Raw genomic sequence first — 20,110 nt, 5'->3', positions numbered from 1 at the left:
GGGATTCATCCGGGTACGGACTGTCTGTGTCAGGGGCGGGCTGGCGGAGGGCGTGGGATTCGAACCCACGATGGGCGTAAACCCATAGCGGTTTTCAAGACCGCCGCACTAGGCCACTATGCGAGCCCTCCTTGGTGCGCCGAGTGTAGCCGCGGGGCGTGGCGTGCCCGAACCATCTCGGCGCGAAGTCCTACTCGACAAGGGTTTCTGGCATAAGGGGGCCCCGTCGCGCAGGGGGATACGCAACGGGGCCACAGGGAGGCAGAGCGCCTCCTCCACGTTGTACCCACCTACCGGGTCACGCAAACACGTCAGCAACCCAGCAAGTCAGATGAACATCGCTGGATCGAGCCACTGGTTCGTCGCGCTCTTCCTGGGGAACCGCACCACCGCCGGCACGCCGACCGCCACGGCTCCGGCAGGGACGTCCTTGACGACGACCGCGTTGGCCCCGACCTGGGTGTCGTCACCGACCGTGACCGGACCGAGGAGCCGAGCTCCGGAGCCGATCGTCACGCGGTTGCCGACCGTCGGGTGGCGCTTGACGCGCGACAACGAGCGCCCACCGAGCGTGACGCCGTGGTACATCATCACGTCGTCACCGACCTCCGCGGTCTCGCCGATGACGACGCCCATCCCGTGGTCGATGAAGAAGCGTCGTCCGATGCGGGCACCTGGATGGATCTCCACGCCGGTGACCGACCGCGTGACCGTCGCGAGGACCCGGGCGGGCAGCCGCCCGCCGGGCAGCTTCCACAGCTCGTGCAGTCCCCGGTGCGCCCAGATGGCATGCAGACCGGGTGACGTGAGCACGACCTCGAGTCGCGACGTCGCAGCCGGGTCCCGCTCGATGGCCCCGTTGACGTCCTCGAGGAAGCGCTGGGTCAGCTTCCGCACGAGACCGAGCCCAGCGGCATACGGCCTCTGCTTGTCCGTATGCCGCTGAGTCGGCTCCACGTCGGACGTGCGGACCAGCTTCAGCGGGCTCTCGGGCGCTGGACGCGCGCGCTGACCCTCGTGGTTCACGGCCGTGCTCATGGGATCTCCTGGGAAAGAGTCAGTCGACGAGGCCCTCGAAGAGGATGGTGGACAGGTAGCGCTCGCCGAAGGACGGGATGATCACGACGATCGTCTTGCCCTTGTTCTCCGGGCGGGCCGCGACCTGGACGGCCGCGGCGATGGCGGCACCGGAGCTGATGCCGACGAGCAGGCCCTCCTCGGTGGCGGCGCGACGGGCGTACTCGACAGAGGTGGCCACGTTGACGTCGATGACCTCGTCGTAGATCTCGGTGTCGAGGATCTCGGGCACGAAGTTGGCGCCGAGGCCCTGGATCTTGTGCGGGCCGGGCTGCCCGCCGTTGAGGATCGGCGACTCCTCCGGCTCGACGGCGATCATCTTCACGTCGGGCTTGCGGGACTTGAGGACCTGGCCGACGCCCGTGATCGTGCCGCCCGTGCCGATGCCGGAGACGACGATGTCGACCTTGCCGTCGGTGTCCTTCCAGATCTCCTCGGCCGTGGTCCTGCGGTGGATCTCGACGTTGGCCGGGTTGGCGAACTGGCGCGCGAGGACGCCGCCCCGCTCGGCCGCGATCTCGTCGGCGCGCTGGACGGCACCCTTCATCCCGGTGGCCGGGTCGGTGAGGACGAGCTCGGCGCCGAAGGCCCGCAGGAGGGCGCGGCGCTCCTTCGACATCGACTCGGGCATGGTGAGCACGACGTTGTAGCCCCGGGCGGCGCCGACCATCGCGAGGGCGATGCCGGTGTTGCCCGACGTGGCCTCGACGATCGTGCCGCCCGGCTTGAGGTCACCGCTCGCCTCGGCAGCGTCGACGATGGACACCCCGATGCGGTCCTTGACGGAGCTCGCGGGGTTGTAGAACTCGAGCTTCGCGGCGACCGTCGCCTCCGCTCCGTCGGTGACCTTGTTCAGTCGGACGAGTGGCGTGTTGCCGACCAGCTTGGTCACGTCGTCGTAAATGGGCATTGGCGTGGCTCCCTCTGGCGAAGCGGTGGTCCGGGGTAGGTGGCGATTCGTGTCGACCGTTTCAGACAATCGAATCGAACTTATGAATATTCCAACACAACGTTATCCACTGCCAAGCCCGGGCGCACCCGTGTCCACGTGCTGGTGGCCCGCTGGGACCGGTGTCACACTGGACTAAGCCTCTGCTCAGTCGTCAGTAGACTCCCGGCCATGAGTGCGCTCCAGATCATCGCGATCGTCATCTGCCTCGCCACCACGGTGGTGGCCGTTGCGTTGCTCACCCGGACCATCAACCACTACCTGGCGACGTTCCGCCTCGGCCAGCCGGAGTACCGCGGCGACAGGAAGGGCGAGCGCACGCGGACGCTGCTTCGAGAGTTTCTCGGACACACCCGGATGGCGCGCCTGCCCGTCGTCGCGATCGCCCACTGGGTGACGATGGTCGGCTTCGGCTACCTGTTCCTCACCCTGGTGACGGCGTTCGGCCAGCTCTTCGAGCCGTCGTTCGCGCTGCCCCTGATCGGCCACTTCCCGCCCTTCGAATGGATCACGGAGGCGCTGGCCTGGACTGGTCTGGTCGCGATCCTCGCGCTCATGGCGATCCGTCAGAAGAACCACCCGCGCTCTGCGCCGGGTGATGGCGGCCGCCGCAGCCGGTTCTTCGGATCCACCTGGTGGCAGGCGTACTACGTCGAGCTGACCATCCTCGGCGTGATGGTCTGCATCCTGCTGCTCCGGCCCCTCGAGTACGCCCTGGAGCAGGTGAGCGGGGGCGACGGCGCGACGGCGTTGCACTACCCGTTGACCGGCTGGCTCGGCGAGAGCTTCACGGGTCTGTCGTCGCGCACGCTGGAGACCGCCATCATCGTCGTCGCGGCGATCAAGATCCTGATCAGCTTCGCGTGGATGATCACCATCGCGCTGACCCCGACGATGGGGGTCGCCTGGCACCGCTTCCTCGCCTTCTTCAACATCTTCTACAAGCGCCACGCCGACGGCCGGACGAGCCTCGGCGAGCTGCAGCCGATCAAGGTCGGCGGTGAGGTGCTCGACTTCGAGAAGGTCGAGGAGCTCGACGAGGACGCCGCCCTCGGCGTCGGGAAGGTGGAGGACTTCACCTGGAAGGGCCTGCTCGACTTCACCACGTGCACCGAGTGCGGCCGCTGCCAGAGCCAGTGCCCGGCGTGGAACACCGACAAGCCGCTCTCCCCCAAGCTGCTCGTCATGGCTCTGCGCGACCACGCGCACGCCAAGGCGCCCTGGCTGCAGGCCTCCGAGGAGGTCCGGGCGGCCGGCATCGAGCAGGCGTCCAACGGGTTCTCCGACAAGACCAGGGCCGCGGTGGCCGTGGACGAGCTCGTCGGGGAGACGGGCTACGACATCCGCGACCCGCTCGGCGCCTACCTGCCGTTCGGCACGCCGGATGGGGGCGGAGCCGTCATCGACGAGGACGTCATCTGGTCCTGCACGACGTGCGGCGCCTGCGTCGAGCAGTGCCCGGTCGACATCGAGCACGTCGACGCCATCGTCGACATGCGTCGCTACAAGAACCTCATCGAGTCGGCCTTCCCGTCCGAGCTCGGTGGCCTGTTCAAGAACCTCGAGAAGAACGCCAACCCGTGGGGACTGGCGCCGCGGCTGCGGATGGACTGGGCCAAGGACCTGCCCTTCGAGGTGCCCCAGGTCGGGACCGACGTCGAGTCCCTGGAGGAGGTTGACTACCTGTTCTGGGTCGGCTGCGCCGGCGCCTACGAGGACCGGGCCAAGAGGACGACTCGAGCCGTCGCGGAGCTGCTCGACCTCGCCGGTGTGAAGTTCGCCGTCCTCGGCGACGGGGAGTCGTGCACGGGCGACCCGGCTCGCCGCGCCGGCAACGAGTTCCTCTACCAGATGCTGGCCCAGCAGAACGTCGAGGTACTGGGCGAGGTCGGCGCGACGAAGATCGTCGTCACCTGCGCGCACTGCTTCAATACGATCAAGAACGAGTACCCGCAGCTCGGCGGCACGTACGAGGTGTTGCACCACACGCAGCTGCTCAACCGCCTCGTCCGCGAGAAGCGCCTGACCCCCGTCGCACGACCCGGCGAGGGCGACGGCCTCGGTCTCTCCCGGGCCGGGTCGACCGGGAACAAGGTGACCTACCACGACCCGTGCTACCTCGGCCGCCACAACCAGGTCTATGCGCCGCCGCGTGAGCTGCTGCAGGTGCTGCCCGGTGTCGAGTACGCCGAGATGGAGCGCAGCGGGGAGCGGTCCTTCTGCTGCGGTGCAGGCGGGGCGCGCATGTGGATGGAGGAGAAGCTCGGCACGCGGATCAACAACAACCGCACTGCCGAGGCCCTGGCGACGGGCGCAGACCGGATCGCCGTCGGCTGTCCCTTCTGCAAGGTCATGCTCACCGACGGCCTCAACGCCGCCGTCCAGGAGGGAGCGAAGGCCGAGGGCGAGGTCGAGGTCGTCGACGTCGCCCAGATGCTCCTCGCCGCAGTCCGCCGCGGGGAGGACGGCCAGATTGGCGAGGAGGCCGACGCCCTGCCCGACGCCCCGATGCCCGAGCCCGCCAGCTGATCCAGCCCACCGCTCACCCAGGGATGTGGGACTGAGCGAGCCCAGCGGCATACGGCCTGAAGGACCCCTCCACACGCGCGGAGGGGTCCTTCCTCTGCCGTTGTGACGCGTGTTCGCGTCGCGCGCGCACCCTGTGCGGAGTACGTTTCGGGGCATTGCTAGAGTTCCCCTGCTTTTCACTGGTTCCCACCGTACAAATTAACGCCAGGAGCAGCGATGGTAGCTACGCCGACCCAGAAGGACTCGCCGCAACGTCAGATGCTGGTAGGGAAGGGCTGGGTCCAGGGCGTCGCCCTCGTCATGCTCTTCAGCTTCTTCGTGATGGGCATCCTCGCCTACCGGACGTACACGGCCTCGATGCCCCAGCCGGAGCGGGTCGTCTCCTCCACCGGCCAGACCGTCTTCACCACCGAGGAGATCACCGCGGGGCAGGCCCTGTTCCAGGCTCGCGGCCTCATGCAGTACGGCTCGATCATGGGCCATGGCGGCTATCTCGGCCAAGACTTCACAGCCGAGTACCTCCGCCACGCAACGGAGTTCACCGAGCACCAGATCCGCGACAGCGGCGCGCAGGACCCCAGGACCCTCAACGTCGAGGAGTGGCGGACCAACCGCTACGACGAGTCCACGGGCGTGCTGACCTTCACCGACAACCAGGTCGGCGCCTTCGAGAACGCCAAGCTCTACTACGCGGACTTCTTCGGCGAGGACTCCACCCGCTTCGGCCTCAAGCCCAACGTCATCACCGACCCTCAGGAGATCCAGGAGATCACCGCGTTCTTCGCGTGGACGGCGTGGGCCTCGGCCGCCGAGCGGCCGGGCTTCGACTACTCCTACACGAACAACTGGCCGATGGAGCCGCGCGTCGAGAACGGCCCGACCGCCGACATGCTCGTCTGGTCCGGCCTCTCGCTCATCGCCCTCATCGGCGGGACCGGCCTGCTCTTCGCCATCTACGGCCGGTGGAGCCGCAAGATCGGCTGGCACTCCGAGGAGGCTCCCGCGATCGCCTTCCGCCAGCCGGGGACCGTCGGCCTCACGCTCTCCCAGCGCGCGACGGCCTGGTTCTTCTTCGTCATCGCGCTCCTCTTCCTGATCCAGACCTTCGTGGGCGCCGCCGCCGAGCACTACCGCGCCGACATCCTCTCGTTCTTCGGCTTCGATCTCGCCCAGCTGCTGCCCTACAACCTGGCCCGGACGTGGCACGTCCAGCTGTCGCTGTTCTGGACCGCGGCTGGCTTCCTCGCTGCCGGGATCTTCCTCACCCCGCTCATCTCCGGCCGCGAGCCGAAGGGCCAGCACAAGCTGGCCTACGCGCTGCTCGGCGCCCTCGCCGTCGTCGTGTTCGGCTCGCTCATCGCCGAGGCCCTGTCGATCCACGGTGTCGACTGGGCTGAAGGTCCGCTGTTCGCCCAGCAGTGGGAGTACCTTGACCTGCCTCGGGTCTTCCAGATCCTGCTCACGGTCGGCATGGTGTTCTGGATCGTCATGATCTTCAGGGGGATTCGCGCCCGGCTCCGAGGCGAGTCGAAGGGCAACATGCCGTGGCTCTTCTTCTTCTCGGCGCTCGCGATCCCCGCCTTCTACGCGGTCGGCCTGCTCGCCACCACGGAGACCCACCTGTCGGTCGCGGAGTTCTGGCGGTTCTGGGTCGTGCACTTGTGGGTCGAGGACTTCCTCGAGCTGTTCACCACGGTCATGGTCGCCTACATGTTCGTGATGCTCGGCGTCGTCCGGGAGAAGATCGCGCTCGGCATCATCTTCCTCGACGTCATCCTCTACTCGATGGGCGGCGTCATCGGGACGATGCACCACCTCTACTTCTCCGGCACGCCCGTCGAGCACATGGCCCTCGGTGCGTTCTTCTCCGCGGCGGAGGTCATCCCGCTGACCTTCCTCACCGTCGAGGCCTGGGCATTCATGCAGCTCGGCGCCCGGCAAGAGGCGAAGACCTCGGCACCGTTCCCGCACCGGTGGGCCGTCATGTTCCTCGTGGCCGTCGGGTTCTGGAACTTCCTCGGCGCCGGTGTCTTCGGTTTCCTCATCAACCTGCCCATCGTCAGCTACTACGAGATCGGCACGGCTCTCACGGCCAACCACGGCCACGCGGCGATGATGGGCGTCTACGGGATGCTCGCCGTCGGCCTCGCCATGTTCGCGCTGCGCTACCTCATCCCGCCGGACAAGTGGCCGGAGAAGTGGGCCAAGCTGTCCTTCTGGAGCCTCAACATCGGCCTCGCGTGGATGGTCTTCGCGACGCTCCTGCCGCTCGGCGTCCTGCAGCTCTACCACTCGGTCGGTCAGGGCTACTACGAGGCGCGGGAGCTGGCGTTCGTCACCAACACGACGAATGCCCTGCTGGAGTGGGGCCGGATGCCCGGCGACCTCATCTTCATCATCGGCGGCGTGCTGCCCTTCCTCTGGATGACCTGGCTCGGCCTGCGTCACTATCGACAGGGGAAGGTCGTCGAGGAGCTGCCCCAGGACGTGCTCTTCGTCGAGCTCGAGCCGGCCGGGAAGAAGTAGGAGGCCACCGTGCGTTCCCCGTCCCTCACCGTGCTGCTCGTCAGCGGCTACTCCGCGGTACTCCTGATGATCGCGTGGCTGTTCGACCGGATGGGGGCGCGCTCGGCGGAGCGCTCGGCACGGTGGCGGACGGGGAACTTCGTCTACCACTCGGACCAGGACGCGTGGAAGTGCCACCAGGACCAGTGGCTGTGGCCCGCATCCTTCGACCCGGACAAGCGGGTGATCCGGTACCAGGGCCAGCATGCGATCTGCGGCCGCTGCCCCGTCAAGGCCGAGTGCTCGCCGAGCCCAGGCCCGAGGGAGCTGACCCGGCAGGTCGACCCGTGGCCCTACTCCGAGGCGGGTCGCTTCCATCGCGGGATCGCCCTGGCCGTCGCGGCCGTCGCCGTCTTCATGCCGACCGCGATGCTGCTCGGGGCCGACGGCGCGGGTGACGTCATCGTCCTCACCGCCGCGGTCATCGTCGCCCTCATCGCAGGCGTGCCCCTGGCCAAGCACCTGTGGCACACGCCGAGCAACTTCCCCGAGCACCTCCGGAGCGACGCCTCGAGCGACGCTCCCGGCGCGGAGGACTCGTCCCCGTCAGGTCCGGGTCAGCCGACGGGCGAGCCGTCGCTCGACCAGGTCCTCGATCGATACCAGACCCGCTGGGCCAGCGACCGGCGCCGGGTCGACCTGCCCAACCCCACCACGCGGAAGTGAACCCATGCCCGGCTGGATCGCCCCTGTCCTCGCAGTCCTCATCGTGGCCGCCGCCATCGTGGCGACGTCTGTCAGGATCATCCCCCAGTACGAGCGCGGGGTCGTCTTCCGCCTCGGCAAGCTGAGACCGATCTACCAGCCGGGGCTGCACCTGCTCGTCCCCGGGCTCTTCCGGCTCGAGCGCATCGACCTCCGCGTCGTCACGCTGACCATCCCGCCTCAGGATGTCATCACCAAGGACAACGTGCCGGCGCGGGTCAACGCCGTCGTCCTGTTCAACGTGGTCGACCCGGAAGCCGCCGTCATGCAGGTCGAGAACTATGCGGTGGCAACGTCGCAGATCGCCCAGACGACGCTGCGGTCAGTCCTCGGACGCGCCGACCTCGACACGCTCCTGGCCCACCGCGAGGACCTCAACCACGACCTGCGGGAGATCATCGAGCTGCAGACCAAGCCGTGGGGCGTCGACGTGTCCGTGGTCGAGATCAAGGACGTCGAGATCCCCGAGCAGATGCAGCGGGCCATGGCCCGGGAGGCCGAGGCGGAGCGCGAGCGCCGGGCCAAGGTCATCAACGCCAGGGGTGAGCTGCAGGCTTCAGGCGAGCTGAAGCAGGCGGCCGACATGCTCTCGCAGAGCCCGGCGTCGCTCCAGCTGCGCTACCTGCAGACCCTGTTGGAGCTCGGCGCCGACCAGAACTCCACCGTGGTCTTCCCACTCCCGATGGACATCGTCGGCCCGTTGCTGAAGCGGCTGGCGCCGCCGGACGGCGACTGAGGCTGGCGCTCGGCAGCGTCCCACGGGGACGCCGCCGAGCCGAATGTCCTGAAGGGCTGGTCAGGCGGGGGTCACTGCGCGCATATTGGGTAGAGGTCAGCGCACCGTACACAGGGAGCCAACATGTTCGGTCGATCCGCCACCACACCATCCCAGCCGCTCGACGTCATCCCGGACGGAGTACCGGTCCTCTCCCGCGGACGTCATCGCAACCCCCGCAAGGGTGCCTGCTTCATGGAGATGGCCTCCTACCTGGCCGGCGAGCGGTGGAGTGACCATCCCAAGTGCACCCACCCGGTCCTCGCCTCGCTGGCCCGGTGCGTCAACGACGCCCTCGGCGATGCCCGGCGGCAGGAGCTGGCCATGATGATCCCCGAGGTCGTCGGCTTGAACCCGGACGACCGACGAGTCGCACCGGCACTCATGCGCCGCGCCGCCCTCGTCGCCCTGCCGATCGCGTCGGCCGAGCGTCAGAACGTCATGGCGCTGGCCGTCATGGGCGCGGAGCGCCACCTCAACGACATCGAGGGCCGCGATCCCCAGGCGCTGAGCGAGGAGGCCAGGACCGCGCTGGCCCACGTGCCGGGCGCGGAGAAGTGGGCGCGGGACTTCGTGCGACGCGTCGGCACCCGCGACCTGCGTGCCGACGCTGCCGCCAAGGTCGTCTCGCTCGCCGTCAACGGCATCGCTCGGGCCTGCGTGGACGACCCCTCGGCACAGCTGGTCTCGCTCCTGCGGGACAGCATCGACGAGACCAAGGCGATCAAGGCGAGCAGCGAGTCGGCGGCACCTGCGCCGGCCCCGGTCGAGATGGAGGAGAGCGCCGCGCGGTCTGCGTCGGACCTTCCTCGCGCAACCAGCCGCTGACCAGCGAACGCGCTCGTGGGGCCGCGCTCGTCGGCCCACTGGATGACATGACTCGCATCCTGCTCCGCCTCCCGGAGCACGATGCGAGCTGCCTGCACGGGAATGGGCTCGAACCCCGCCGTCAGGCGGTCCAGCCGATCGGCAGCCGCTTGACCCCGCGCTGGAAGTTCGACCGCAGGAAGGCCGGCTCCCCGGCAGCCTCGATCGAGGTCGTGCGGGTGAGGACCTCGGTGAAGAGCGCGGTCATCTGCACCCGGGCCAGATGCGCGCCGAGGCAGAAGTGCGGGCCGTGCCCGAAGGCGAGGTGCGCCTTGGCGTTGCGCTCGAGGTCGAAGCGGTCGGGGTCAGGGCTTCCGAACACTGCCTCGTCGCGGTTGGCCGAGGCGAAGGACACGACGACCTTGTCCCCCGCCGCGATGCGCTGGCCGGCCACGTCGACATCCGCCGTCGCCGTGCGCCGGAACGTCATCACCGGCGTCCACCAGCGCAGCAGCTCGTCCACCACGCCGCTGACCCGGGACGGATCCGCCCGAAGTGCGCGCTGCGCGGCTGGGTTCTCGAGCAATGCGATCATCGCGCCGGGGAGGCCATTCCGGAGCGTCTCGTTGCCCGCCACGGCGAAGAGCCAGAACAGGTTCTCGAACTCATCGATGGACACGTGTCCGTCGCCGCCGGCCGCATCGTCGCGCTGGGCCATGAGGATCGACATGACGTCGTCGCCGGGGTGGGCACGTTTGCGCTCACCCAGCCCAGCGGCATACAGGTAGAGATCGGGCATCCCCGCGCGACTGCGCGGGTCGGGCATCCGACCGTCCGGTCCTGGTGACGGCCGCACCGCCAACGCAGGCGCCGCGAGGTCCGAGCCGCCTTCTCCGGTGAAGGCCGCGCTCGAGGCGTAGTCGGAGTCCTGCCAGCCGATCACCCGGTTGGACCAGTCGAACATCAGCCAGCGATCCTCGGACGGCACGCCGAGAATGTCCGCGAGCGCCAGCAGCGGCAGGTCGGCAGCAACGTCCTTGGCGAAGTCGCACTCCCGCGGCCCGGCGAGCATCCGGTCGACGACTCCCTTGGCGTGCCCTGCGATCTGCGACTCCAGGCGTCCGATCGCCCTGGGGGTGAAGGACCGTGCCAGCATCCGTCGCAGCCGCGAGTGCTCCGGCGGGTCCATGTTGAGCATCATCCGGCGCACGTAGGCGAGGTCCGCCGGTGTGGCAGGGTCGCGGATCTGCGTGCCGCCGAGCCATGAGGAGAACGTCCTCGGGTCGCGCAGGACGCGCACCACGTCCGCGTGTCGGAGCACCAGCCAGTAGCCCGGCCCCTCAGGCCAGCCGAGCTGCTCGGGTTCCTCGACGCGCACCACGCCGCACTCCCGCCGCAGTTCGGCGAGCACGGCATACGGGACCCCGTTGACGTAGGTGGACGGGTCGTGCAGCAGCCGAGTGGCCCCGGCGAGCGGCGCCTGAGCGGAGCCGGGCGGGGCAGAGCCGGGCTCAGCACCCTGGGCCCCCGCGGGCATGGTCAGGCCCCGGTCTCCTTGAGGAAGTTGTTGATGCGGGTCGCGAGGTTGACCGGCGCCTCGAACATCGGGTAGTGGCCGGCGTTGGCGATCACCTCGAGCCGCACCTTCGGGAAGAGCTGCATCCACGTCTGCTCGCAGGTCTCCTTGCCGAGCGCGGGGTCGTGCTCGCCGGCCAGGACCAGGACAGGAGTCTCGTTGCCCTTGACCTCATCCTCGAAGTCCGGCTTGGCCCAGGCCTCCAGCACGTTGGCGAAGGCCTCCTTGGTGGAGTGCTCGAGCGACCAGTCGACGACCGAGTTGACGAAGATGGGTGTGTTGCGGTTTCCCGTGGTGAAGTCGACGATTCCGTAGCGCTTGTCGCGGTCCTCCGCGGCACCCCAGAAGAGCTCGCGCCCGGCCTCGTCGAAGGGCGTCGGCGTCGAGCTGACCGGGCAGACCCCCACGAGGGCCTCGACGCGCTCGGGCGCCAGTGCGAGGACCCGCTGGACCAGCGCCCCGCCCATGGAGTGCCCCACGATGCTGAAGCGTTCCACGCCGAGCTCGTCCGCGAGCGCGAGGATGTCGCGAGCGGACTCGTCGAGCGACTGGTCCCCCTCCTCGTCCATGCGCTGCCCGTAGCCGCGGATGTCGGTGAAGACCCAGGTGAAGGCGTCGCCGTCAAGGTACTCCGGGAACGTGCCCCAGCCGTCGGACGAGCCGAACCACCCGTGGGTGAGGAAGACGGTGCGCGGGCCGGAGCCGACGGTGCGGTGAGCGATCGACATGACTCTCCTTTGAGCTCGTCCAACAGGTGCCGTATGCCGCTGAGCCTAGTCGCGCACGCCAGCCCCACCCCCGATCGAGTGAACAGCTTTCGGGGTCGCCTCCCATCGAATGGACAGGTTTCGGGGTGACGGGACCCCGAAAGCTGTTCACTCGATCGTGCTCTGCCGCAGGATGAAGGCGTCTTCGACCTGCGTGACGATCAGATGAGTCCAGCCGAGGTCAGCCACTCCTTGGCGACGACGTTGGGGTCCTTCTTGTCCACGACGACCTGCTTGACCATGTCCGCGAGGGCAGGCGTGTCGAGCTTCGCGGACACCGCGTCAAGGGGTGCCTGGACGGATCCGGCCACGTCCTCGCGCACGAGCGGCACGACGTTGTCGGAGCCGAAGAGCAGCTTCGGGTCCTCGAGCACGACGAAGCCGTTGGCCGCGATGGACGGGTCGGTGCTGAAGATGTTGGCGGCCTTGACCTGGCCGTTCTTCAGTGCCTCGACGGTCGCCTGGCTGGCGAGCGGGCGGAACTCCGCCGGGACGAGGTTGTAGACCTCCTTGAGGCCCACGAGGCCCTGGTGCCGGGTCCGGAACTCGGCCGGGGCAGCGATGGACAGCTCGTCCTGGTGGGCGACGAGGTCGGGGATCGCCGTGAGCGACCACGTGTCCGCCGTTTCCTTGGTGACGGCCATGGAGTTCTTGTCCTCAGCAGCGGACTTCGCCAGGACGGTGAGCCCGTCCGGCAGCTTGGTCTTGAGGATCTCGTAGACCTCGTCCGGGTCGGTCGCCGTCACGGTCTTGTCGTAGTAGTTCGTCAACGAGCCGGTGTACTCGGGAAGGATGTCGACCTCCGCGCCGTCGATCGCCTTGAGATAGGTCTCCCGGTTGCCAATGTTGAACTGGCGCTGCACGGTCAGGCCCTCGGCCTCGAGAGCCTGCGCGTAGATCTCGCCGAGGAGCGCGGACTCGGGGAAGTCCGCCGAGCCGATGGTCACCGAGGTCGCTGCTCCGGTGCCGCCGTTCGTGGCTTGGGGCTGGTCGGTGGCGAGCGGGTCCTCGGTGCTACCGCAGGCGGCGAGCGGGAGGACGGCAGCGACGAGGAGGCCGGCGAGAAGGGTGCGCGTGCGAAGCATGGTCAGATACTTTCCGTTCGGTGAGCCACGAGGCAACTGCCTTTGTGGGGTCAAGCCGGGGTCGAGCACGTCAAGCCGGTTGGTGGTCGGGCGCCGAGCGGTTGCCCGGTGGCCCGAGGCCGGTGCCGGCACGCGACACGTCGAGACGTCCAGGATCGCTAGGTCCAACATGGGTGCGGCGCCCGGAGATTCCCGGTGAGACGGCATACCGCTGGAGCAGCGCCAGCAGCCCGTCCGCCCCGAGGGCCAGCACGGCGACGAGCACCGACCCGGCGACCATCTGGGGCAGGTCCCGTGCGGCGAGCCCGTCGATGAGGTAGCGCCCCAGCCCACCCAGGCTGATCGCGGCCGCGATGGTCGCGGTCGCGATGACCTGGAGCGTCGCCGAGCGCACGCCGGACAGGAACAGGGGCATGGCGATCGGCAGCTCGACCCGGGTGAGCACCTGCGAGCCGCGCATCCCCATGCCGCGAGCGGCGTCGCGGGCCGCCGGGTCCACGCTCTCCACGCCGGCGTACGTGCCGGACAGCAGCGGCGGGATGGCGAGCACCACGAGGACGATGATGCTGGGGATGGTGAAGGCGAGATCGCTCTGGATGAGCGGCCCCACGAGCATCGAGATGGCGAAGAGCAGTCCAAGACTGGGCACCGCGCGGAGGGCGTTCGCCCAGGTGATGAGCCAGCGGGCCCGGCCGGTGTGCCCGACCCACGCGCCGAGTGGCACCGCGATCAGCAGCCCGATCGCGATGGTGACGACGGTGTAGAGCACGTGCTCGCCGAGCCGGGCCGGGACACCGTCCGGTCCCGACCAGTGCGCCGGGTCCGTCAGCCACGTGACGAGGTCGTCGATCATGACGCCGCCTCCGCCCCCGCCCGGGCCCACGGGGTGAGAACGCGCGCAATCCCGTTGATGACGACGTCGAAGAGGATGGCGAGCACGACGCAGGCCACGATGCCGACCCAGACCTCGGTGGCGAAGTTGCGCGCGTAGCCGTCGGTGAGGAAGTAGCCGAGCTGGTTGACGCCGATGAGCGACGCAACGCTGACGATGCTGACGTTGCTCACCGCGGCGACCCGCAGGCCGGCCGCGAGCACCGGAACGGCAAGGGGCAGGTCGACCGCCCGGAACCGGGCGAAGCCGCCGAAACCCATGGCGGTGGCCGCAGCTCGCGTGGACGGGTCGACGCTCGAGAGGGCGTCGGCGACGGTGCGGGTCAGGAGCGCCACCGTGTAGATCGTCATGGCGACGATGACGTTGACCGGGTCGAGGATGCCGCGGTTGAGGATGTTGGGCAGCAGGATGAACAGCGCGAGCGAGGGGATCGTGTAGAGCAGCCCCGTCCCACTGAGCAGCGGTCCCCGCAGCCACGCCTTGCGCGCCGCGAGCCAGCCGAGCGGGAGGGCGATGAGCAGGCCGAGGACCAGCGGGATCCCCGCGAGCCAGGCGTGCTGCACGCCGCGCGAGAGGATCTCGTCGAGGTGGTCGAGCGCCCAGCTCACGAGCGGCCGGCCCCCTCGGTCGTCGTCGACCCCGCGACAGCGGGTGGAGGGGTATGCCGCTCAGCCGGCTCAGCGGCATACGTCCCGTTGTTGTCGTGTCGGGCCTCGATGGCGGGCACCACCTGGGACGCAAGGATGGTGCCGACGAAGCGGCCGTCCGGGTCGGCGACGACTCCGCGCCCGCTGGGGGAGCTGAGAGCGGCGTCGAGGAGCGCTCGGAGCGAGCCGTCGGAACGGGCGACCGTGCCACCCCGGTGGAGCAGTGAGCGGTCCACCGTCGTCGTGACGGCGTCGGCCCGCACCCAGCCGATGGGGTCGCCCTGCTCGCCGAGGCAGAGGACCCAGGCCTGCCCGACGGCGCGGACCTCGCTGCCGGTGGCGCCGAGATGGGTCGTCGGCTCCTTCGTGAGGGGGAGCGCCGGCGCGTCCTGGAAGGCCAGCGACCGGTAGCCGCGGTCGCGCCCGACGAACTCGGCCACGAAGTCGTCGCCCGGGTCGGCGAGCAGCCTTGCGGGAGTGTCGAGCTGGGCGAGGACTCCGCCGATCCGCAGCACGGCGACCTGGTCACCGAGCTTGATCGCCTCGTCGATGTCGTGGGTGACGAAGAGGATCGTCTTGCCGATCTCCGACTGCAGCCGGAGGAACTCGTTCTGCAGCTGCTCGCGGACGACGGGGTCGACGGCGGAGAACGGCTCGTCCATGAGCATGACGGGCGGGTCGGCGGCCAGGGCACGGGCGACACCGACCCGCTGCTGCTGGCCTCCCGAGAGCTGGGCCGGGTAGCGACGGGCGAGGGCGGGCTCGAGGCCGACCCGCTCGATGAGCTCCATCGCGCGCGCCCGCGCGGTGCGCTTGTCCACGCCGAGGAGGCGCGGCACCGTCGTGATGTTGTCGAGGACGGTGCGATGGGGGAACAGGCCGGCGTGCTGGATCACGTAGCCGATGTTCCGACGCAGCTCGGCGACATCGAGGCTCGCGGTGTCCCGGCCCTCGATGGAGATCGTGCCCGACGTCGGAGTGATCATCCGGTTGACCATGCGCAGGGTGGTCGTCTTGCCACAGCCGGATGGCCCGACGAGCACCGTGATCCGCCCCGTCGGCGCCTCGAGCGTCAGGTCGTCGACCGCGGTCGTCGCCCCGGCGGTGCCCGCGCCGTAGGTCTTGGTCACGCTGTCGAAGCGGATCATGGAGACAAACGTACCCAGACCCTCCGACAGGACCGGCCGTCAACCCCCATGCCAATCGAAGGAACACCTTCGGGGCCCTCGCGCGGCCCCTCGCCGATCGAGTGAACAGCTTTCGGGTCGGCGGCAGCCCCGAAAGCTGTTCACTCGATGAGGAGAGTGGCCGACCGCCGGGTCAGATGTCGATGACCCCTCCACCGCCGTGCACGGCCCGCGTCACCACGGCGCCGATCGGCCCGGACCGGGGCTCCGGGCTGCCTCCCAGCTCAGGCGCGAAGGTCGCCGCGACGATGTCGACGACGAGCGCCGTCCAGAGCCCGGCCCGAACCACCATCGCGTGGTCGCCACGTGCCACGCGGATGAGCGTCGCATCGCGCCCTGCGTCCAGCATCGAGTCGACCGTGCGGCGGGAGGCCGCCAGCGGCGTGATGAGGTCGCGATCGCCGTGGATGAGGACGGTCTTCTGGCCGTCCCGCGGAGCGGGATCACCCCGCTCGATCCACGGCGCGAGCCCGAGGACCAGTCTCACGTCGTCGTCGTCCGACACGGACAGCGCGGTGCGCCCGCCCATCGAGTGGCCGACGAGGCCGACCGGGACGCCCGGGTACGCAGCCCGGACCTGCTCCAGCGCCCACCGCGCGTCCTCGACCGGCGACGCCTCGGTCCCGTTCCATCCCCGGTAGCGGAACCGGAGCCGAGCGACCGCCAGCGGCCCCGGCACCTTGCGGAGCGCGCGTGCGAACGGCACCAGGCGCGCGACGTTGCGCGACCACGGATGGTTGGGCTCGCGCGAGTCAACCGCTCCCCCGTGCATGACGAGCGCCACCGCCCCAGCGCGCGCGGGCCGCGTGTCCCACGTCAAGGAGGCGAGCAGCATACGGCTGCCGTTCACACCTGGGTGCGCTGGAAGTTCTGCCATGAGCGAGACGCCGTCGGGCCGCGCTGACCTTGGTAGTGCGATCCGTATTTACCACTGCCATAAGGCGTTTCGGCGGGTGAGCTGAGGCGGAAGAAGCACAGCTGCCCGATCTTCATTCCCGGGTAGAGCATGATCGGCAGGGTCGCGACGTTGGACAGCTCCAGCGTCACGTGCCCCGAGAAGCCGGGATCGACGAAGCCCGCGGTCGCGTGCGTCAGCAGCCCGAGCCGCCCCAGGGACGACTTGCCCTCGACCCGCGCCGCGAGGTCGTCCGGCAGCGTGACGGTCTCGAGGGTCGACCCGAGCACGAACTCCCCCGGGTGCAGCACGAACCGCTCCTCGTCCGCGCCCACCTCGACCAGGCGCGTCAGCTCGGGCTGCTCGGCGGCTGGGTCGATGTAGGGGTACTTGTGGTTGTCGAAGAGCCGGAAGAACTTGTCGAGCCGCACGTCGATGCTCGACGGCTGCACCATGGCTGGGTCCCACGGGTCGAGCACGACTCGCCCGCCGTCGACCTCGGCCCTGATGTCCTTGTCAGAGAGCAGCACGTAGGGAGGCTACCGCGCGCTCGCTCACGCGCGCCGTCGTTCATGCCGTATGCCGCTGGGCTTGGTTCCAGCCCTTCCCGCGGTCACCGGGGGGGCCTAGTTTGAACGCCATGACGTCACAGGGGATCGGCGGGGACGGCGACGTCCGCGCGTTCATGCAGCAGTTCCAGGGCCTGCTCCAGCGGATGTCCGTCGAGCTCGGGCCGGAGGAGGAGGGCGGCGAGCCGCTCGTGCAGGTGCTGACGGACCATCTCGGCGTGGCGGCCGAGCGGCTCGCGGTCGTCACCGAGGAGATCGCGGCACATCGAGCCGTGGACGCCGACATCGCGCTCGAGGAGTTGGCTGCGCCCGATGCCGAGGCGCGGCTCGTGGGGATCGGCGGCGGCGACATGCGCCACCACTTCACGCTCGGCGACCTGCTGCAGGCCGGTCGATTCGGGCCGGGTCGCATCCCGGTGGGCCAGGTCGACTACCTGCGGCTGGACACAGGTCCGCGACCCGAGGACACCCGACAGGTCATCACCGCGGGCGTTCGGCTCTTCCATCACGACGGTGTCCCGGTCGCAGTGCGCGTCATGGGTCGAAATCCCCACGTCGGGCGGGAGAAGGCGATCTTCGAGGCGCTGGCGCCGGAACGGGACGCGGCCGAGGCGCTCGTCGCCCGGTTGCGCGAGGTGATGGACGAGCGCAGCGTCATGCGCGGCCAGGTCATCACCCTCGCCTCTGATCCCTACGGTCCCGGTCTCGCCGGAGCCACCTTCATCGAGCGCCCAGCACTGACCCCTGACGATGTCGTCCTCCCGGAGGGAGAGCTCGACCGGATCGAGCACCACGTCGTCGGGATCGGGCGACACCGTGACCGCCTCCGCGAGCACGGCCAGCACCTCAAGCGCGGGATCCTGCTCTACGGACCACCCGGGACGGGCAAGACGCACACGGTCCGCTACCTGCTCAGCGCGACTCCCGGCACGACCGCGGTGCTGCTCAGCGGCGGTGCGCTGCAGCACATCCACGCCGCGGCGAAGATCGCGCGGGCGCACCAGCCTGCGATCGTCGTGCTCGAGGACGTCGACCTCGTCGCCGAGGACCGATCCCTCACGATGGGTCCGCAGCCGCTGCTCTTCGAGGTGCTCGACGCGCTTGACGGACTGGACGCGGATGCCGATGTGGCGTTCCTGCTGACGACCAACCGCGTCGAGGACCTCGAGGTGGCCCTGGCGCAACGACCCGGACGCGTCGACCTCGCCGCGCAGATCCCGCTGCCGGATCTCGAGGGGAGACTCGCCCTGCTCCGGCTCTATGGCAGGCACCTCTTCGAGGACGCAGCACTGTCAGCCGCTGCGGAGCGGGCCGAGGGCACGACGGCGAGCTTCGCGAAGGAGCTCGTGAGGCGAGCCGTCCTGGCCGCGGCCCTCGAGGAGACGGCACCGGGCGACCGGCACCTGGCTTCGGCGCTTGACGAGCTGCTCTCCGACTCGGAGCTCCTGACACGGAGCCTGCTCGGCGTGCAGGGCTTCGGGGGCGAGGGCGGCGAGGGTCTTGGGGACCCGGAGGAGATGGGCCCAGGCGGCTTCCCCGGGCCGGGGACCGCAGCCTTTGCCGGCCCGATGCCCGGCGTCTACCGGGGCCGCGGGCCGGGGTGGTTCGCCCACCGGCCCCGCCCCTGAGCCAGCCTGGCCACCGGCTGCGGATGTCGGCGACTGCGCACTATCCCGAAGGCGAGTACTGACTCACGGTGAGGACAGCGCCCTGAGGATCCTGAAGGCGCGCATCACGGGTCCAGTCGGTGTCCGTGCTGGACAGCACAGTCGCGCCGAGTCGCTCAGCCGTGCCGATCGCGTCGTCACGATCGGCGACCGTGAAGGTGACCTGCCAGTGCGGCTTCTCATCTTGCGCCAGGGCCAGCCACCCGAATGCATCGGCGAAACCGGGCGGCACTGAGTCACCTGACTGTCTCTCGTGGATTCCGGGGTCGGAGGTGGCAGCCAGATGATCGCCATAGCCGGGCCGGCGGATCATCGTCGCGAAACCGAGATCATCGAAGACCCAGCCGAAGACGCCGCCATAGAAGCCCACCGCAGCCGACGCATCCGCGGTGTGCAGGTCACTGAAGTTCCACGCTCCGGGAGTGTTGGCCACCTGTGCGCCCTGCCGGCCGCGGGCCTGCCACAAGCGGAAGGGGATTTCTACCGGGTCGACACACGCTGCCGTGATGGCGGCATTGAAGAGATCCGCCGGGGACTGCGTGATGCGGCCTCCCGCCTGCACGACGCGGTCCACTGCGTACGTGATGTCGCGGACGGAGATGTAGGTGCTCCAGCCGGCGCCGCTCCCGTCCGGACCTTGGGGGCGTTGAGCAATGCCGGCGGCATCCTGGCCATTGCGTTGCGCAACGAGATACCGGCGCTCGGTTGCAGCCTCGATGAAGGTCCAGCCGAAGAGGGCACCGTAGAACCGGGCGGCCTCGTCGACGTCGTCTGCCTCCAGATCGACCCAGCAGGTCACGCCCTCGGGATACGTTCGTGGCGTCATCGGCGCCTCCTTCCCCGTCCACCGTAGGGATGGGCACCCACAGTGCGGCTCAGGCGGCCGGGGTGGCGATGTCGTGCAGCCGCACGAACAGGTAGGGCACCACCACGAGCCCGACGAGGATGACGGCCGTCCCGCTGCGGCTTCGCTCTGCCCACGACCACCCTGCGGCGAGCGGCAGGACTGCGAGCGACCCAATGAGGTAGCCGAGATAGGTCAGCGCAGGGATGTCGGGTCTGTCACCGGTGAGCCACCCGATGCCGACGACGAGGTTCACGACGAGTCCGACCTCGATGAGCGCCAGGATCGCGACGATCGGCCTGTTGACGAGGCGGTCCCGCGCGATCTGGACGAGCACGAGCAGCGCCGCGATCCCACACAACACGGAGATGGCGATCTGGAGCTGGGTCATGGCCCGATGGGGTCGTGTCGGTCTGCCCACCAGACGCCGACGTAGTGGTGGCCCTCAGGAATCGACGGCGCATCGATGAGCCAGTCGACGTTCGCGGCCGGACCGCCGCTCGGGTCGACCTCGGCCTCCAGGAGCAGGGCGTCGACCTCGTCCGGCATGAGAGTGGTGATGACCGCTGCGCCG

The 20,110-nt window shown here is 69.3% G+C and carries 18 protein-coding genes, 1 tRNA gene and 1 pseudogene; 6 read left to right on the top strand and 14 right to left on the bottom strand.

The features are described 5' to 3' along the window. Positions 1–41: 41 nt before the first annotated feature. The 3 genes from VJN29_RS12760 to cysK all read right to left on the bottom strand — a co-directional run bounded on the left by VJN29_RS12760 (position 42) and on the right by cysK (position 1,987). Positions 42–131: transfer RNA gene (locus tag VJN29_RS12760), tRNA-Ser, on the bottom strand. Between the two features lie 196 nt (positions 132–327). Then, complete coding sequence (gene epsC / locus VJN29_RS12755) at positions 328–1,038, bottom strand: serine O-acetyltransferase EpsC (protein WP_324144008.1); 711 nt, start codon at positions 1,036–1,038, stop codon at positions 328–330. 19 nt (positions 1,039–1,057) lie between these two features. Beyond that, positions 1,058–1,987: a cysteine synthase A gene (gene cysK / locus VJN29_RS12750; protein ID WP_324144007.1), complete on the bottom strand. Its 930-nt coding sequence runs from the start codon at positions 1,985–1,987 to the stop codon at positions 1,058–1,060. A 210-nt stretch (positions 1,988–2,197) separates the two neighbouring features. Here cysK and VJN29_RS12745 point away from each other — a divergent pair, with 210 nt between their 5' ends. From VJN29_RS12745 to VJN29_RS12725, 5 genes are all read left to right on the top strand, one after another. Continuing rightward, positions 2,198–4,555, top strand: coding sequence for a (Fe-S)-binding protein (locus tag VJN29_RS12745; RefSeq protein ID WP_324144006.1), 2,358 nt, complete (start codon positions 2,198–2,200; stop codon positions 4,553–4,555). Between the two features lie 216 nt (positions 4,556–4,771). Beyond that, positions 4,772–7,081 carry a nitric-oxide reductase large subunit gene (locus tag VJN29_RS12740; RefSeq protein WP_324144005.1) on the top strand — a complete coding sequence of 770 codons (2,310 nt, stop codon included), beginning with the start codon at positions 4,772–4,774 and terminating at the stop codon, positions 7,079–7,081. A 9-nt stretch (positions 7,082–7,090) separates the two neighbouring features. Beyond that, complete coding sequence (locus tag VJN29_RS12735; protein WP_324144004.1) at positions 7,091–7,786, top strand: hypothetical protein; 696 nt, start codon at positions 7,091–7,093, stop codon at positions 7,784–7,786. A 4-nt stretch (positions 7,787–7,790) separates the two neighbouring features. After that, positions 7,791–8,561, top strand: coding sequence for a slipin family protein (locus VJN29_RS12730; protein WP_324144003.1), 771 nt, complete (start codon positions 7,791–7,793; stop codon positions 8,559–8,561). A gap of 123 nt (positions 8,562–8,684) precedes the next feature. Next, positions 8,685–9,428, top strand: a complete 744-nt coding sequence (locus VJN29_RS12725; RefSeq protein ID WP_324144002.1) for a hypothetical protein — start codon at positions 8,685–8,687, stop codon at positions 9,426–9,428. A gap of 121 nt (positions 9,429–9,549) precedes the next feature. Here the strand turns inward: VJN29_RS12725 and VJN29_RS12720 are convergent, their stop codons facing one another. From VJN29_RS12720 to dcd, 8 genes are all read right to left on the bottom strand, one after another. Continuing rightward, on the bottom strand, positions 9,550–10,944 hold the full coding sequence (locus tag VJN29_RS12720; RefSeq protein ID WP_324144001.1) for a cytochrome P450: 1,395 nt from the start codon (positions 10,942–10,944) through the stop codon (positions 9,550–9,552). A gap of 2 nt (positions 10,945–10,946) precedes the next feature. Beyond that, entirely contained in the window at positions 10,947–11,711 is a 765-nt protein-coding gene (locus VJN29_RS12715; protein WP_324144000.1) for an alpha/beta hydrolase, read from the bottom strand. Between the two features lie 200 nt (positions 11,712–11,911). Further along, on the bottom strand, positions 11,912–12,835 hold the full coding sequence (locus tag VJN29_RS12710) for an ABC transporter substrate-binding protein (protein ID WP_324143999.1): 924 nt from the start codon (positions 12,833–12,835) through the stop codon (positions 11,912–11,914). Between the two features lie 70 nt (positions 12,836–12,905). Beyond that, a complete protein-coding gene (locus VJN29_RS12705; protein WP_324143998.1) occupies positions 12,906–13,688 on the bottom strand; it encodes an ABC transporter permease in 783 nt (260 codons plus the stop codon). Then, entirely contained in the window at positions 13,685–14,335 is a 651-nt protein-coding gene (locus VJN29_RS12700) for an ABC transporter permease (protein ID WP_324143997.1), read from the bottom strand. The genes VJN29_RS12705 and VJN29_RS12700 overlap by 4 nt, the downstream gene beginning before the upstream one ends. Then, entirely contained in the window at positions 14,332–15,522 is a 1,191-nt protein-coding gene (locus VJN29_RS12695; protein ID WP_324143996.1) for an ABC transporter ATP-binding protein, read from the bottom strand. The genes VJN29_RS12700 and VJN29_RS12695 overlap by 4 nt, the downstream gene beginning before the upstream one ends. A 172-nt stretch (positions 15,523–15,694) precedes the next feature. Further along, on the bottom strand, positions 15,695–16,396 hold the full coding sequence (locus VJN29_RS12690) for an alpha/beta hydrolase (protein WP_324143995.1): 702 nt from the start codon (positions 16,394–16,396) through the stop codon (positions 15,695–15,697). An 11-nt stretch (positions 16,397–16,407) separates the two neighbouring features. Further along, complete coding sequence (gene dcd, locus VJN29_RS12685; RefSeq protein ID WP_324143994.1) at positions 16,408–16,986, bottom strand: dCTP deaminase; 579 nt, start codon at positions 16,984–16,986, stop codon at positions 16,408–16,410. Positions 16,987–17,096: 110 nt separating this feature from the next. Here dcd and VJN29_RS12680 point away from each other — a divergent pair, with 110 nt between their 5' ends. Continuing rightward, positions 17,097–18,653 carry an ATP-binding protein gene (locus tag VJN29_RS12680; protein ID WP_324143993.1) on the top strand — a complete coding sequence of 519 codons (1,557 nt, stop codon included), beginning with the start codon at positions 17,097–17,099 and terminating at the stop codon, positions 18,651–18,653. A 40-nt stretch (positions 18,654–18,693) separates the two neighbouring features. On the opposite strand, the gene VJN29_RS12675 is transcribed toward VJN29_RS12680, so the two are convergent. The 3 genes and pseudogenes from VJN29_RS12675 to VJN29_RS12665 all read right to left on the bottom strand — a co-directional run. After that, positions 18,694–19,518, bottom strand: a complete 825-nt coding sequence (locus VJN29_RS12675) for a VOC family protein (protein ID WP_324143992.1) — start codon at positions 19,516–19,518, stop codon at positions 18,694–18,696. A gap of 49 nt (positions 19,519–19,567) precedes the next feature. Then, positions 19,568–19,927 carry a hypothetical protein gene (locus tag VJN29_RS12670; protein ID WP_324143991.1) on the bottom strand — a complete coding sequence of 120 codons (360 nt, stop codon included), beginning with the start codon at positions 19,925–19,927 and terminating at the stop codon, positions 19,568–19,570. Beyond that, a pseudogene (locus VJN29_RS12665) lies at positions 19,924–20,110 on the bottom strand (hypothetical protein); the annotation flags it as partial. The gene VJN29_RS12670 and the pseudogene VJN29_RS12665, both read right to left, overlap by 4 nt.

It is taken from the genome of Intrasporangium sp., from assembly GCF_035280925.1.
Lineage (GTDB): Bacteria > Actinomycetota > Actinomycetes > Actinomycetales > Dermatophilaceae > Intrasporangium.
This window is presented reverse-complemented; position numbering and strand designations above follow the sequence as displayed.